Below are 13,371 nucleotides of genomic sequence, written 5' to 3' on the forward strand. Positions count from 1 at the left end.
TTTTCAGCCGTTCAGGACGCCGCGAGCAGCTTCAGCCGCAGCTCGCGCTCGTCGACTTCGTACTTGAACGCCGGGTGCCCGTCGACCAGCACGTAGGGGACGCGTTCGCCGTACTCGTCGACGAGTTCGGGGTCCTCGTCGACGTCGACCATCTCGAGGTCGATCGCCACGTCGAGCCCGGCGGCGGTCTCCTCGATCGTCTCCCGTGCGGCGTCACAGAGGGCGCAGTCCTCGCGGGTGTACACCGTGACCGGGACCGGGACCGACGCGTCCGTATCGCTCATGCGAGCCGGTAGTGTCGTCGACGACGAGTCGCTTTCGGTCGCCGATCGGCGCCGCCGCGCGTCGGTGGACGCGACGCGGACTCGGTCCGCCTCAGAACACGTCGGGGTCGTCGCCGATCTGTCGCCGCCCGCTGATGATGCTCGGGGTGCCGCCCGTCTGGATGATGTTGAACGCGGTCATCAGGTCCGAGCGAGAGATGATCCCGACGAGCCGCTCCTGGCGGTCGACGACGGGCAGACGGCCGACGCCGTTCTCCTGCATCGTCTGGAGGGCGGTCATCGCGTCGGTCTCCGGGCCGACGGCGACGACGTTCGTCGCCATCACGTCGCCGACGGTGTACGCGTCGCGCTCCACCTCCCGGACCGACCGCGCGTCTTCCAGGGTCACCATCCCGACGAGGCTCTCGCCGCGGAGCACGGGGTACCCCGTGTGCCGCTCCTCGAACATCCGGCTCATCAGCTCGGCGACCGAGGTGTTCTCGCGCACGGTGTGGAGGTCCTCGCGGCCGGTCATCACGTCGCCGACGGTGACGTCCTCGAAGGCGGCCTTCAGCGTGGTCTGCTGGGCCTCGCCGGAGGCGGCGATGTAGATGAAGAAGGCGAGGACGATCAACAGCAGCTGGAAGTTGAACAGCCCGACGATCCCCATGACGAACGCGAACGCCTTCCCGACCGCGGCGGCGCGCTGGGTCGCCTGCGCGTGCGGCTGGTTCCGGGCCAGGAGCGCGCGGAGGACGCGCCCGCCGTCCATCGGGAACGCCGGAAGCATGTTGAAGACGGCGAGCACCACGTTCAACAGCGCGAGGTAGCCGAACACGAACAACACCGCGTTCGACCCGACCGGCGCCAGGACGAACACGGCGTAACAGCCGGCGCCGACCGCGATGCTGACGACCGGCCCCGCGATCGCGATCCAGAACTCGTGTTTCCAGTCCTCGGGGAACTCGCTGAAGCTGGCGAGCCCGCCGAGCAGCCACAGCGTGATCGATTCGATCTCGTAGCCGTACCGCATGGCGACGATCGAGTGGCCGAACTCGTGGAGGAGGACGCCGGCGAACAGCCCGACCGCCGCCGCCAGCCCGAGGGCCCACGGCGTGAGCCCCCCGGCGAGCGCGGCCGGGTCGATGCCGGCGCCGAGCGACTCGTTCATCACGTCGGCGATCATCTCGATCTGCGAGCCGATGAGGTAGGCGAACAGCGGCAACACGATCAGGAACGTCCAGTTGAGCCTGACCGGGATCCCCAGCGCCGTCCCGATCTTGAGTCCACGCATGCCTCCGAATACGTCGGGTGGGAGGTTAAACGTCCTGACGCCGACGCTCCCGAGAACCCGCGACGGCGACTCGGCCCGACCGACGCCGACGCGCGCCGCCGTCGTTTATAAACACCTTGCCGCCGATCGGTCGGTATGGGAGACTCCACTGACGCAGCGGCGAGCGCATCGGACGCGGTCCTGAAACGCGGCGACGAGGTCGGGTACGAGGCGGTCGACGCCGCGGACGGGCTCCGGAAGGGCGTGCTCTTAGACGAGTCGGACGGCGCCCCGCACTTCGCGATGCGGCGGTTCGAGATCGCGCCCGGCGCCGCGGTCCCGCGTCACACGAACGCGGTCGAACACGAGCAGTACGTGCTCGCCGGCGAGTACGTGGTCGGGATCGGCGAGACGGAGCACGCCGTTTCTCCGGGTGACGCGCTCCTCATCCCGGCCGGCGTCGAGCACTGGTACCGGAACGACGGCGACGAGACGGGGGCGTTCATCTGCGCGGTGCCGAACGGCGACGACGCGATCGAACTCGTCGAGTGACCCGTCGCTCCCTCGCCGCTCACTCGATCGTCCCGACCCGGTCGGCGACGTAGCCGAACTGGTCGCGGTAGCCGTACGGCGACAGCAACACGGGATAGAAGGGCTCGTCGGCGCGGAGTTGCTCGTCGCCGGCGGCCGCGAAGGCCTCGCCGACCTCGACGCGCTCGAAGTTGCGCGCGAACACCTCGTACCGCTCGGCGTCCGGCTTCGGGATCCGGTCGCGGAGCCGGAACACCTCGACGTCGTCGCGGCCGCCCGCGTCGACCACGTCTTCGGCCCCCGGCGCCGGGAGCGCCCCGGTGGCGGCCAGGAACGCCCGCGTCAGCCAGTAGGCGTTGTCCGCGGCCCCGTCGGACCCCTGCAGGCCGGCCTCCACCTCGAGCGTGTGCGGGTGCTCGATGAGCCGGCCCTCGGTGAAGGCGTCGGTCTCGATGACGACGTCGACAGGGAGGTGCGGAGCGACCGCGCGGGTGACCTCGTCCATCGAGTCGATCACCGCGAACGGCTCCGCGGACGACTGCGTCGAGTGGATCGCGAGGGTGGTACACCCCTCGACCTCGGGGAGGAGCTCGGCGGCCAGTCGCTCCTCGTGGGCGGCCGACTCCGGGTCGCCGGGGAACGCCCGGTTGAGGTCGGCGTCGAGGTAGCGCACACCGGCGTCGAGCGCCGCCTCGTTGGCGACGATCAGGCGCACGGGGCGCTCGACGTCGACGTCGCTGTCGAGGAGCCGTCGGACCGCGCGGGCGCCGCAGGGCTCGTCGCCGTGGATCGCGCCGACGACCGCGACCTCGGGCTCGCCCTCGCCCAGTTCGTACACGTCCATACCCGTCGGACGCGCTCGGCGGGTAAGTCGCGTTCGGATCGCCGCGGCCGCCGGTCCGCTCGGCGTACTCGTCGACGCCCCTCAGTGCGCCTCGTCGACGCCCCTCAGCCTCCCTCGTCGACGCCCCTCAGTGCGCCTCGTCGACCCGCTCGGCGTACTCGTAGTCCGCCGGGTACGCCTCCGGGCGGGCGTCGTCCAGCGAGATCTTCCAGCCGTCGAGCGCAGCCGGATCGTCGAGCGCGGCCCGGAGCGTCGCGCGCACCTCGGCGACGTCGACGCCGTAGAAGTCGTCCGGGACGCCGCGGAGGTACTGCAGGGCGGTCTCGAACAGCGACCGCATCCCGTCGTCGTTCTCGAAGTCGACGTGCTTGTACGCGCCCGCGGCGACCTGCACCATCCCGTGGAGGAAGGCGCTCTCCGTCGTCCCGCTCCCGTAGTTGTACCACTCGTCCTCGAAGCAGTCGTGCGACTCGTGGTACGCGCCGGCGTTGAACAGCCTGACGCCGTGTTCGGTCGCCCGGCGGAGCGTGGCGTGCTCCCAGTGGCCGCCGGCGACCCGGGCGTCGCCGGCGGGGTCGGCGTCCGCGTCGCCGTCGCCCGACCGGTCCGCCTCGTCGCCGCCCGCGTGCCACCCGGTCGGGTTCCCGAGCGGCGGAGCGACGCCGGGATCCCGGGTGTGTTCGTCCATGCGAACGCCTCTCGGGCCCAACGACCTAACCGTTTCGCGGCCCGGGCCGCGCCCGATCGCGCGCGACGCGGCCGGAATCGAACGCTTCTTTCCCCGACCGGGCGTCGGGTCGATCGATGGATCTCGGGCTCCCCTTCGCGATCGGGGCCGCATTCGTGTGGGGTAGCTACATTTTCGTGTTGAAGCGCTCGTTCTCGGGCTATCCGCCCGCCGGGCTCACGGTGCTGATAAACGCGGCGGCGATCGCGTGGTTCCTCCCGGTGACCGTCGCGACGAACGACCTCGGCGCGGCGGCGATCGCGAGCGACCCGCCCGCCGCGCCCGGGCGGATCGCCGGGTCGATGGCGGCGGTCGACCCAGCGGCGGTCGCCGTCGTCGCCGGGACCGCGGCGGCGACCGCGGCCGCGTTCGTGCTCTTCCTCCGGGCGATCGCTCTCGGCGACGTCTCCTACGTGACCCCGATCAACAAGGTCGTCCCGATGTTCGTGCTCCCGCTGGAGGTGCTGCTGCTCGGCGAGGTGCTCGCGCCGATCCAGGTCGCGGGCGTCGTCGTCGCTACGGCGGCCGTCTACGTGGCGAACTACGAGCCCGGGAGCCTGCTCGCGCCGCTGGTCGGCGCCGTCCACTCTCGGCCCGCTCAGCTCGCCCTGGTGAGCGCGGCCTGTTACGCCCTCGCCGACCTCGGGAAGCGCGTGGCCCTCCAGGAGCTCGCGATCCCCGGGACGCTGTGGGTGCCGCTGCTCCTCGCGGGGGCCGGGCTAGTGCTGCTCCCCGCCGCGATCCGGAATCCGCCCGCCGTGACCCGCCGCGACGCGCCGAAGTTCCTCGCGGCCGGCGCGCTCGTCGCGCTCGGCGAGCACCTGACCACCGTCGCGTTCGCGTCGCTCCCCGCGAGCGTCGCCTCGCCCGTGATCAACACGCAGGCGATTATCGCCGTCGTGCTCGGCGGGATCCTCCTCGGCGAGCGTTACTTCCGCGTCCGCCTCGTCGCCGCACTCCTCGCGGTCGTCGGCGTCTCGATGATCGCGCTGTGAGGGCGCGGCGAGTCCGCCCGTCCGACGCCGAATATATTATCATTAGATAATTGGGGTATATTTAAAAATTTAACATCTGATAAATAAAATAAGCGGTCGCATGCCACACGATACCTCACGGCGGAGCGTGCTCAAAGCGATCGGGGGGGCCGCGACCGTGCCCGGCATCGTCGGCACCGCCGCGGGGCGGGGCAACGCGCCCATCCCGCGGTTCGCCGCGTTCAACGTCGAAAACTTCGAGACGGGCCAGGTACAGGAGAAGGGCGACGAACAGGCGGCGGCCGCCGCCCGCGTGATACAGGAGATCGACCCGGACGTGCTCGTCGTCAACGAGCTCGCGAACAACGTTCAGGAGGCGACGGTCGACGACTCCGTCCCCACGGATCAGACCAACGTCGAGGCGTTCGTCGACAACTACCTCAGCGAGCCGCAGAGGAAGAACCTGGAGGGGATCAAGTACGAGTACACCCTCCAGCCCGAGAGCAACACCGGACTCCTCTCGGAGGACGACTACGACTTCAACAAGGACGGCGTCGCCGGCGAGCGTCCCGGCGACGCCTTCGGATTCGGGGTCTATCCCGGCCAGTACGCGTTCGGCATCGCGAGCAGGTACCCGTTCGACGAGGACGCGATCCGGTCGTTCCAGGAGTTCCTGTGGGCGGACATGCCCGACAACCTGATCCCGCTCGCGGACGACGACGGTGTCGACACCTCGGAAGGGAATATCTACCTGACCGAGGCGGAGCTTGGCGCCTTCCGGCTCTCCTCGAAGACGCACATCGACGTGCCGTTCGACGTCGACGGCGACACCGTCCACGGCCTGTTCTCACACCCGACGCCGACCGGCTTCGACGGAGCCAACAACTTCAACGGTCGCTAGAACCACGACGAGAACCGGTTCTGGGCGGACTACGTCTCCGGCGCGGACTACATCTACGACGACTCCGGAACGGAGGGCGGGCTTAGCGACGACGCCTCATACGTTCTCCTCGGCGACATGAACGCCGGCCCCGGCGACGAGCCGCTCGACCCGGCGACGAAGTACTTCATCGAGAACGACGACTTCGACAGCCGCAGCCTTCCCACCAGCCCCGGCGGGGCACAGAAGGGCGACCCGGACGCGACGGCGGACTTCGGCGAGTTCGGCATCGCCCACGTCGACTGGGTGCTTCCCTCGCCGGATCTCTCCCTGCGTTCGTCTTCTGTCGTCTGGCCGAGCGCGAACGCGAACAAGCGCGGGCTCTCGGACGACGTGACCGCCGCCTCCGACCACCGTCTCGTGTGGGCGGACGTCGCTCCGGAGTAACGGGTCCCGCGAGCCCGTCCCCCGCGGGTCGCCGGCGCGGAAATCGGTGGTTTAAATCTCCGCGGGGGCGTCGGTCCGCCTGCGTGCGAGGGTAGCCAAGCCCGGAAACGGCGGCGGACTCAAGATCCGCTCCTGTAGAGGTCCGTGGGTTCAAATCCCTCCCCTCGCATGAGCGCGTCCACAACGCGCGAATGCACAAGGGGGGAGGATTTGAATCAGGGAGCGCCTCTGGCGCGACCGTGGTTCAAATCCCTCCCCTCGCATCGCCGGGGTCCACCCCCCGTGATGCGGAAGACGCTCTCGGAGCGCTCTTCCCTCGCAAAATCTCACACCCGATTCACTCCTAGCCGCCGGCGTCGCCAAGCCCGGAAACGGCGGCGGACTCAAGATCCGCTCCTGTAGAGGTCTCGTGAGCGAGCACCGCGAGCGAACGAGAGCACGCGAGTCGCAGCCGGCGAGTGAAGCGAGCCGGACCGTCTCGCGGCGGTCCGTGGGTTCAAATCCCTCCCCTCGCATGAGCGCGTCCACAACGCGCGAATGCACAAGGGGGGAAGATTTGAATCAGGGAGCGCCTCTGGCGCGACCGTGGTTCAAATCCCTCCCCTCGCATCGCCGGGGTCCACCCCCGTGATGCGGAAGACGCTCTCGGAGCGCTCTTCCCTCGCAAAATCTCACACTCGAACCGACGAGCCGCGGGAAGGTCACTTCGTCGTTTTATGCCCTTTACGCACCGGTTTGCCGACGATCCGCCAGCGCGAGCCCGGCGAAGACGACGACGGCCAGCTGGACGCCGACGCCGACGGCGGAGCCGACCCCGGCGACCGCGTTCGTGAGGACGCGGTTCGGATCGAGGACGACCAGCAGGGCGGCGCTCGCGACGAGGTACGCGACCGCGGCGACGACGCCCGTCGCCAGCGCGGTCGCCCCGTCGCCGTCGGTCGACGCCCGGCGACTCCCGACCGCGACGGCGACGCCGAGCAGGAGGCCGTAGATCAGGGCGAACGAGACGAAGCGCCCGCCGAGCGTGTACAGCGCGATGCGCTCCGCCGACGGACTCGGTATCGACGACCCGACGAGCAGGGGCGGGAGGCGACGCGTCACGGCGGTCGCGACCGCGGCGACCGCCGCGACCGCGGGGGGTATCGGGGACAAGTTCATGACGGCGAGCGGTGCGGCCGCGAGCCACGAGTGCTTTTCGCCGCGGGATCGGTTCCCGCGCGCCGCCCTGCCGCCCGCGTCCGAGCGGCATGCCTTTTTATCCTCACCCGCGAACCGGACCCCATGACCGAACGGACGCGACGCGACTGGCTCCGCGTCGCCGGCGGCGTCGGCGTCGCGGGCCTCGCGGGGTGTAGCGCGCTCGGCGGCGACCCGTCGGGCGACGGCGACGACGGGGACTCCGACTTCGAGGGCGTCGACCTCCCGCTGGCCCTCGACGACCGGCCGCAGTCGCCCGACGGACTCGCCTCGCAGTTCCGACAGGGGCTCCGGAACCACGGCCACATCGACGCGACGGTTCCGGAGACCGTGGAGGTGCGGTGGGCGGTGCCGGCGAACCGCGGCGACCACACCGCCTCGAAGGGAAGCCCGATGCTGGCGCCGTCGGGCGACGTCCTCGTCGCCGACGACACGGGCCGCGTCCAGTCGATCGCGACCGACGGGGAGCCGAACTGGTCGACCTCGATCTCCGACGACGCCCGCGGGAGCCACGGCACTCCCGCGATCGCGGACGGCACGGCCTACGTGGGGACCTACGACGGCGTCGTCTCCGCGGTGTCGGTCGCGGACGGCGAGATCCTGTGGCAGACCGACGTCGGCGACGCGGCCGCCGCCAGCCCGACCTACCACGAGGGGCGGCTGTACGTCGCCGTCGAGTACGCGACGCCGAGCGGGACGGTCGTCGTCATGGACGCCGAGACCGGCGACGTGGAGTGGCGCGACGACCGGCCGACAGACCACCCGCACTCGACGGTCGCCGTCGACTTGGAGCGCGACCGCTTCCTCTTCGGCTCGAACGACGGTCACGTCTACGCGTGGTCGGTCTCCGACCGCGAGCGCGCCTGGACCTACGACACCGGCGGCGACGTCAAGGCGCCGATCGCGGTCAGTCGCGGGATCGCGGTGGTCCCGTCGTGGGCGGAGACGGTCACCGCCGTCGACGTCGCCGACGGCACGGGGCTCTGGGAGTTCGAGACCGACGACATGGTCATGTGCGCGCCCGCGGTTCACGACGGGACGGTCTACGTGGGGAGCCACGACGGCAACGTGTACGCGATCGACCTCGCGACCGGCGAGGAGGAGTGGTCCACCCCGGTGAACGGCTGGGTGACGGGCAGCGTCACCGCGACGAACGGACACGTGCTCGCCGGCTCGTACGACGCGCACCTCTACGCGCTCGACCGCGCGGACGGCTCGGTGACGTGGGCCGTCGAGGGGAAGGGCGACGTCACCAGCGCACCGCTCGTCACCGACGACGCGGTCTACTACGCCGAGCGCGCCCCGGAGGACTCCGACGAGGCCGGGATGTGCTACAAGCTCGCCGCGCCGGAGTAGCGCGGTCAGCGCCCTGCCTCGGCTCCACGGTCGACTTCCGACGGCGACCCGTCTGGGACTCGCCGCCGACTTCCGACGGCGACCGTCGGTGCGCCGCGTAACGTCACGAACGTCCACTTGAAACGGAGGGTCCGAAACGGTTTTGCCGGCCCCTGACGGACGGTCGATATGCCAACGGATCCCGACACAGGGTACGACCCGTCGCTGGGTCGGAAGTTCGTGTTCGTCACCGGCGGCGTCATGTCCGGGCTGGGGAAGGGGATCACCGCCGCCAGCACCGGGCGGCTCCTCGCGAACGCGGGCTTCGACGTCACCGCGGTGAAGGTGGACCCCTATCTCAACGTCGACGCCGGGACGATGAACCCCTACGAGCACGGCGAGGTGTACGTGCTCAAGGACGGCGGCGAGGTCGACCTCGACTTGGGCAACTACGAGCGCTTCCTCGGCACCGACATGACGTTCGACCACAACGTCACCACGGGGAAGACGTACCAGCACGTCATCGAGCGCGAGCGCGCCGGCGACTACCTCGGCAAGACCGTCCAGATCATCCCGCACGTCACCGACGACATCAAGCGCCGCATCCGGGAGGCCGCCGAGGGGTCCGACGTCTGTCTCGTCGAGATCGGCGGCACGGTCGGCGACATCGAGTCGATGCCCTTCCTCGAGGCGCTCCGGCAGTTCGCCCACGAGGAGGACGACGAGGACATCCTCTTCACCCACGTCACGCTCGTCCCCTACTCGAAGAACGGCGAACAGAAGACGAAGCCGACCCAGCACTCGGTGAAGGAGCTGCGCTCGATCGGGCTCCAGCCCGACATCCTGGTCGGCCGCTCCGAGGACCGGCTGGACCGGGAGACGAAAGAGAAGATCGCCCTGTTCTGCGACGTGCCCACGGACGCCGTCTTCTCGAACCCGGACGTCGAGGACATCTACCACGTCCCGCTGATGGTGGAAGACGAGGGGTTAGACGAGCACGTGATGGAGCGGCTCGGCCTCGCCGAGGAGGCGCTCCCGAAGGCGGAGCGCTCGACGGAGTGGCGCGAGCTGGTCACCCGCGACCGCGACGAGGAGCTCGACGTCGCCCTCGTCGGCAAGTACGCCCTCGAAGACGCGTACATGTCGATCCACGAGGCGCTGAAACACGCCGGGATCCAGACCGGGACCGAGGTGAACGTGCTCTGGGTCGACGCCGACGAGACCACCGAGCGCCACGAGGAGCGGCTCGCGTCCGCCGACGCGGTCGTCGTCCCCGGCGGGTTCGGCTCCCGCGGCACGGACGGGAAGATCGAGGCCGTGCGGTACGCCCGCGAGAACGACGTCCCCTTCCTCGGGCTCTGCTTGGGCTTCCAGATGGCGGTCGTCGAGCACGCGCGCCACGTGCTCGGGCTGGAGGGCGCGCACTCCGCCGAGATCGACCCGGACACGCCCTATCCGGTCATCGACCTGCTGCCGGAACAGTACGAGACGGAGGACATGGGCGGGACGATGCGGCTCGGGGCCCACGAGACCGCCATCGAGCCCGGCACGCTCGCGGCGCGGGTGTACGACGCCGACTCCTGCACGGAGCGTCACCGCCACCGCTACGAGGTGAACCCCGAGTACATCGAGGAGCTGGAGGCCGACGGGCTGACCTTCTCCGGGCGCGCCGACAACCGGATGGAGATCTTAGAGCGCCCGGACCACCCGTTCTTTTTCGGGACGCAGGCGCACCCCGAGTTCCGGTCGCGGCCGGACCGCGCGAGCCCGCCGTTCGTCGCCCTCGTGGAGGCGGCGCTGGGATCGACGGACACAACCGAGCGGAACGCGGACGTGAGGCTATAGATGGTCGAGACGGAGGCATTCATCGACGAGGCGATAACCGAGATCCGGGAAGCGATCGGCGACGCGAACGCCGTGATCGCTCTCTCCGGCGGGGTCGACTCCTCGGTCGCGGCGACGCTCGCGTACGAGGCGGTCGGCGACCAGCTCACCCCCGTCTACGTCGACACGGGGCTGATGCGGAAGGGCGAGACGGCGGAGATCCGCGACACGTTCTCGTTCATGGAGTCGCTGCGGGTGATCGAGGCGCAGGACCGCTTCTTCGAGCGGCTGGCGGGCGTCACCGACCCCGAGGAGAAGCGCCACGTCATCGGCGAGGGGTTCATCGACGAGTTCGAGAGCGTCGCCCGCGACGCCGACGCCGACTACCTCGTGCAGGGGACGATCTACCCCGACCGCATCGAGTCCGAGGGGAACATCAAGTCGCACCACAACGTCGGCGGGCTCCCCGAGGTCGTCGACTTCGAGGGCATAGTCGAACCGGTCCGCGACCTGTACAAAGACGAGGTCCGCGAGGTCGCCCGCGAACTCGGCTTGGAGGAGATCATCTCCGAGCGCATGCCGTTCCCCGGCCCCGGGCTCGCCGTCCGCATCGTCGGCGAGGTGACCCCGGAGAAGGCCGCGGTCGCCCGCGAGGCGACGCACGTCGTCGAGGAGGAGCTGGAGGAGTACGACCCGTGGCAGGCGTTCGCCGCGGTCCTCGGAAAGGCGACCGGGGTGAAAGGCGACAACCGCGTCCACGGCTGGGTCGTCGCCGTGCGCTCGGTCGAGAGCCGCGACGGGATGACCGCCCGCGCGCAGGAGCTCGACTGGAGCACGCTCCAGCGGATCCAGAGCCGGATCACCGGCGAGAACGAGAGCGTCGCCCGCGTCGTCTACGACGTGACTCACAAGCCGCCCGCGACGATCGAGTACGAGTGATGGCGAGCGAATCCGCTCGCCCCGACGGCGGTCGCGCCGAGGGCGACCGCGCCGGCGAGACGGGCCCTGACGGCGGCGCGCTCGCCGTCGTCGCCGGCCCCGACGAGCACGGCCTCGGCGAGGAGCTGGCCGCGCTCGGCGTCGAAATCCGCCGGATCGACGGGCTCGTCACCGCCGACGCGCTCACCGACGCCGGCATCGCCGACGCCGCCTACTTCGTCCTCACCGACGTCGAGGAGGCGACCGGGATCCCGATCGCTAAGGAGCTGCACCCGGGCGTCCTCGCCGTGACGTACGCCGAGCGGTCCCTGCCGGAGTTCGTCGCGGGCGTCGCCGACCTCGCGATCGACCCGGCCCTGATGGACGCCGCGACCGTCGCCGAGGAGCTGGTCGACGGCGCCGCCGACCGCGCGGCGTAGTCGGGTCACCACGCCGACCCCGGCCCCGAAGCCGACACTTATAAGAAACGCGAGTATTCTTCGAATTGGACCGTTGTTCGACATCGAAATTTCAGTCGTCGTCGTCGCCGGTCCGGCGAGAACGCCGTTTCTGCGGGTTTTTGCCCGCGTACGCTCGTGTCTCCGACTCACGCCGGTCACCGTCGAACTCACCGAGAATAGCCCTCTAAAATCCATTTAAACGGCGTTTAGCGGACGGTAAGTCCCAGATCTGCGTTCAGTTCCCGGCTCGTCGACGTTTTGTACCTCGAAATGACTGGTATCTCATTTACTATTTGTTTTGAAACATCCTCTCTCCGCGAGACCGCCGCCGCGGTTCCGCGAGCAGTAGCATTATTTCGGTGTGCACCGTACTATGGTGTGTTATGTCACAGCAAGAGATCGAAGAGGAGCTGTACGTCGACCAGTACACGCTCGGGCTGGTGGGTCCCGATCAAGAGTGGGCCGGCACCGTCGCCGACGGCGGCACGGTGACGACGTACACGCCGCCGGGCTGCTGGGGGCCGATGGTCACCCCCTCGTTCCGGGGCGGCCACGAGGTGACGCGACCGATCCGCGTCGAGGGCGCCGAGGTGGGCGACGCCGTCGCGATCCGCATCCGCGACGTGGAGGTGACGAGCATGGCGACGAGCACGGGGTCGATGGCCGAACGCGAGGCGGCGTTCCGCGACGACCCGTTCGTCGACCACCGCTGTCCGGAGTGCGGGACGACGTGGCCCGACTCCTACGTCGAGGGGACCGGCGAAGACGCGATCCGCTGCGCCGAGTGCGGCGCCAACGCCTCGTCGTTCGGCTTCGAGTACGGCTACACCGTCGCGTTCGACCACGAGAACGCGGTCGGCGTCACGCTCGACGAGGAGGGGGCCCACGAGCTCGCGCTCGACGCCGACGAGGTGATGGACATCCCCGAGAACTCCCGGCAACACCCGATCCTGCTGTACGAGCCGGACGGCATGCCCGGCACGCTCGGTCGCCTCCGGCCGTTTATCGGCAACATCGGGACGACGCCGTCGGTGACGATGCCCGACTCGCACAACGCGGGCGACTTCGGGCAGAGCCTCATCGGCGCCGACCACGACTACGGCGTCGAGACCGAGGCGGACCTCGAGAAGCGCACCGACGGCCACATGGACATCCCGGAGGTCCGGCCGGGCGCCACGCTGATCTGCCCCGTCGACGTCGACGGCGCCGGGATCTACGTCGGCGACCTCCACGCGAACCAGGGGGACGGCGAGCTCTCCCTCCACACCACCGACGTGAGCGGCACCGTCACCATGGACGTGGAGGTGATCGAGGGGCTTGAACTCGACGGCCCCGTGCTGCTCCCGAACGAGGAGGACCTCCCGTTCATCAGCGCGCCGTACACCGACGCCGAGCGCGAGGCCGGCCGCGAGCTCGGCGCCGAGCACGGCGTCGAGACGGAGACGGAGATGGCGCCGATTCAGGTCGTCGGCTCCGGCGCCACCGTCAACGACGCCACGCAGAACGCCTTCGACCGCGCGACGAAGCTCTTGGACATGAGCGAGGGCGAGGTCCGCGGGCGCTGCACGTTCACCGGGGGCGTCCAGGTCGGGCGGCTCCCGGGCGTCGTCCAGCTTGACATGCTGGCGCCGCTCGCCGTCCTCGAAGACCGCGGCCTCGACGGGCCGGTCCGCGACCAGTACGACCTGTAGCGCCGC

The 13,371-nt window shown here is 69.8% G+C and carries 14 protein-coding genes and 2 tRNA genes; 11 read left to right on the forward strand and 5 right to left on the reverse strand.

Features of this window, described 5'->3' with window-relative positions; genetic code table 11:
* Window positions 1-11: 11 nt before the first annotated feature.
* Together DJ74_RS11230 and DJ74_RS11235 are read right to left on the reverse strand one after the other, a co-directional pair.
* Window positions 12-284 (reverse strand): glutaredoxin family protein, encoded by a 273-nt coding sequence (locus DJ74_RS11230; RefSeq protein WP_094527307.1) that lies wholly within the window; start codon window positions 282-284, stop codon window positions 12-14.
* A gap of 91 nt (window positions 285-375) precedes the next feature.
* Window positions 376-1,557, reverse strand: a complete 1,182-nt coding sequence (locus DJ74_RS11235) for a M50 family metallopeptidase (protein ID WP_094527308.1) — start codon at window positions 1,555-1,557, stop codon at window positions 376-378.
* Window positions 1,558-1,692: 135 nt separating this feature from the next.
* Here DJ74_RS11235 and DJ74_RS11240 point away from each other — a divergent pair, with 135 nt between their 5' ends.
* Window positions 1,693-2,088 (forward strand): cupin domain-containing protein, encoded by a 396-nt coding sequence (locus DJ74_RS11240; protein WP_094523778.1) that lies wholly within the window; start codon window positions 1,693-1,695, stop codon window positions 2,086-2,088.
* Window positions 2,089-2,107: 19 nt separating this feature from the next.
* Here the strand turns inward: DJ74_RS11240 and DJ74_RS11245 are convergent, their stop codons facing one another.
* A complete protein-coding gene (locus DJ74_RS11245; RefSeq protein WP_094523779.1) occupies window positions 2,108-2,911 on the reverse strand; it encodes a succinylglutamate desuccinylase/aspartoacylase family protein in 804 nt (267 codons plus the stop codon).
* Window positions 2,912-3,038: 127 nt separating this feature from the next.
* Complete coding sequence (locus DJ74_RS11250; RefSeq protein WP_094523780.1) at window positions 3,039-3,599, reverse strand: DUF309 domain-containing protein; 561 nt, start codon at window positions 3,597-3,599, stop codon at window positions 3,039-3,041.
* A 116-nt stretch (window positions 3,600-3,715) separates the two neighbouring features.
* Between DJ74_RS11250 and DJ74_RS11255 the strand changes: the two genes are divergently transcribed.
* From DJ74_RS11255 to DJ74_RS11270, 5 genes are all read left to right on the forward strand, one after another.
* Window positions 3,716-4,633 (forward strand): EamA family transporter, encoded by a 918-nt coding sequence (locus DJ74_RS11255; RefSeq protein WP_094527309.1) that lies wholly within the window; start codon window positions 3,716-3,718, stop codon window positions 4,631-4,633.
* 100 nt (window positions 4,634-4,733) lie between these two features.
* Window positions 4,734-5,513 (forward strand): endonuclease/exonuclease/phosphatase family protein, encoded by a 780-nt coding sequence (locus DJ74_RS19940; protein ID WP_343124835.1) that lies wholly within the window; start codon window positions 4,734-4,736, stop codon window positions 5,511-5,513.
* A 51-nt stretch (window positions 5,514-5,564) separates the two neighbouring features.
* The gene (locus tag DJ74_RS19945; protein ID WP_394338314.1) at window positions 5,565-5,939 is read left to right on the forward strand and encodes an endonuclease/exonuclease/phosphatase family protein; all 375 of its coding nucleotides are present in this window, start codon (window positions 5,565-5,567) and stop codon (window positions 5,937-5,939) included.
* A gap of 85 nt (window positions 5,940-6,024) precedes the next feature.
* A tRNA-Leu gene (locus DJ74_RS11265) sits at window positions 6,025-6,108 on the forward strand.
* A 180-nt stretch (window positions 6,109-6,288) separates the two neighbouring features.
* Window positions 6,289-6,396: transfer RNA gene (locus DJ74_RS11270), tRNA-Leu, on the forward strand.
* 266 nt (window positions 6,397-6,662) lie between these two features.
* Here DJ74_RS11270 and DJ74_RS11275 read toward each other — a convergent pair.
* Window positions 6,663-7,097, reverse strand: coding sequence for a hypothetical protein (locus tag DJ74_RS11275; RefSeq protein ID WP_094527310.1), 435 nt, complete (start codon window positions 7,095-7,097; stop codon window positions 6,663-6,665).
* Between the two features lie 123 nt (window positions 7,098-7,220).
* Between DJ74_RS11275 and DJ74_RS11280 the strand changes: the two genes are divergently transcribed.
* From DJ74_RS11280 to DJ74_RS11300, 5 genes are all read left to right on the forward strand, one after another.
* Complete coding sequence (locus DJ74_RS11280; RefSeq protein WP_094527311.1) at window positions 7,221-8,492, forward strand: PQQ-binding-like beta-propeller repeat protein; 1,272 nt, start codon at window positions 7,221-7,223, stop codon at window positions 8,490-8,492.
* A gap of 168 nt (window positions 8,493-8,660) precedes the next feature.
* Window positions 8,661-10,316, forward strand: a complete 1,656-nt coding sequence (locus DJ74_RS11285) for a CTP synthase (RefSeq protein ID WP_094523785.1) — start codon at window positions 8,661-8,663, stop codon at window positions 10,314-10,316.
* A complete protein-coding gene (gene guaA, locus DJ74_RS11290; RefSeq protein WP_094523786.1) occupies window positions 10,317-11,234 on the forward strand; it encodes a glutamine-hydrolyzing GMP synthase in 918 nt (305 codons plus the stop codon).
* Window positions 11,234-11,653, forward strand: a complete 420-nt coding sequence (locus tag DJ74_RS11295; RefSeq protein ID WP_254922168.1) for a CTP synthetase — start codon at window positions 11,234-11,236, stop codon at window positions 11,651-11,653. Before guaA ends, DJ74_RS11295 begins: the two co-directional genes overlap by 1 nt.
* A 404-nt stretch (window positions 11,654-12,057) precedes the next feature.
* Window positions 12,058-13,365, forward strand: coding sequence for an acetamidase/formamidase family protein (locus tag DJ74_RS11300; protein WP_094523787.1), 1,308 nt, complete (start codon window positions 12,058-12,060; stop codon window positions 13,363-13,365).
* Window positions 13,366-13,371 lie beyond the last annotated feature (6 nt).

This window comes from Halorubrum sp. Ea8 (assembly GCF_002252925.1).
In the GTDB taxonomy this organism is placed as follows: Archaea; Halobacteriota; Halobacteria; order Halobacteriales; family Haloferacaceae; genus Halorubrum.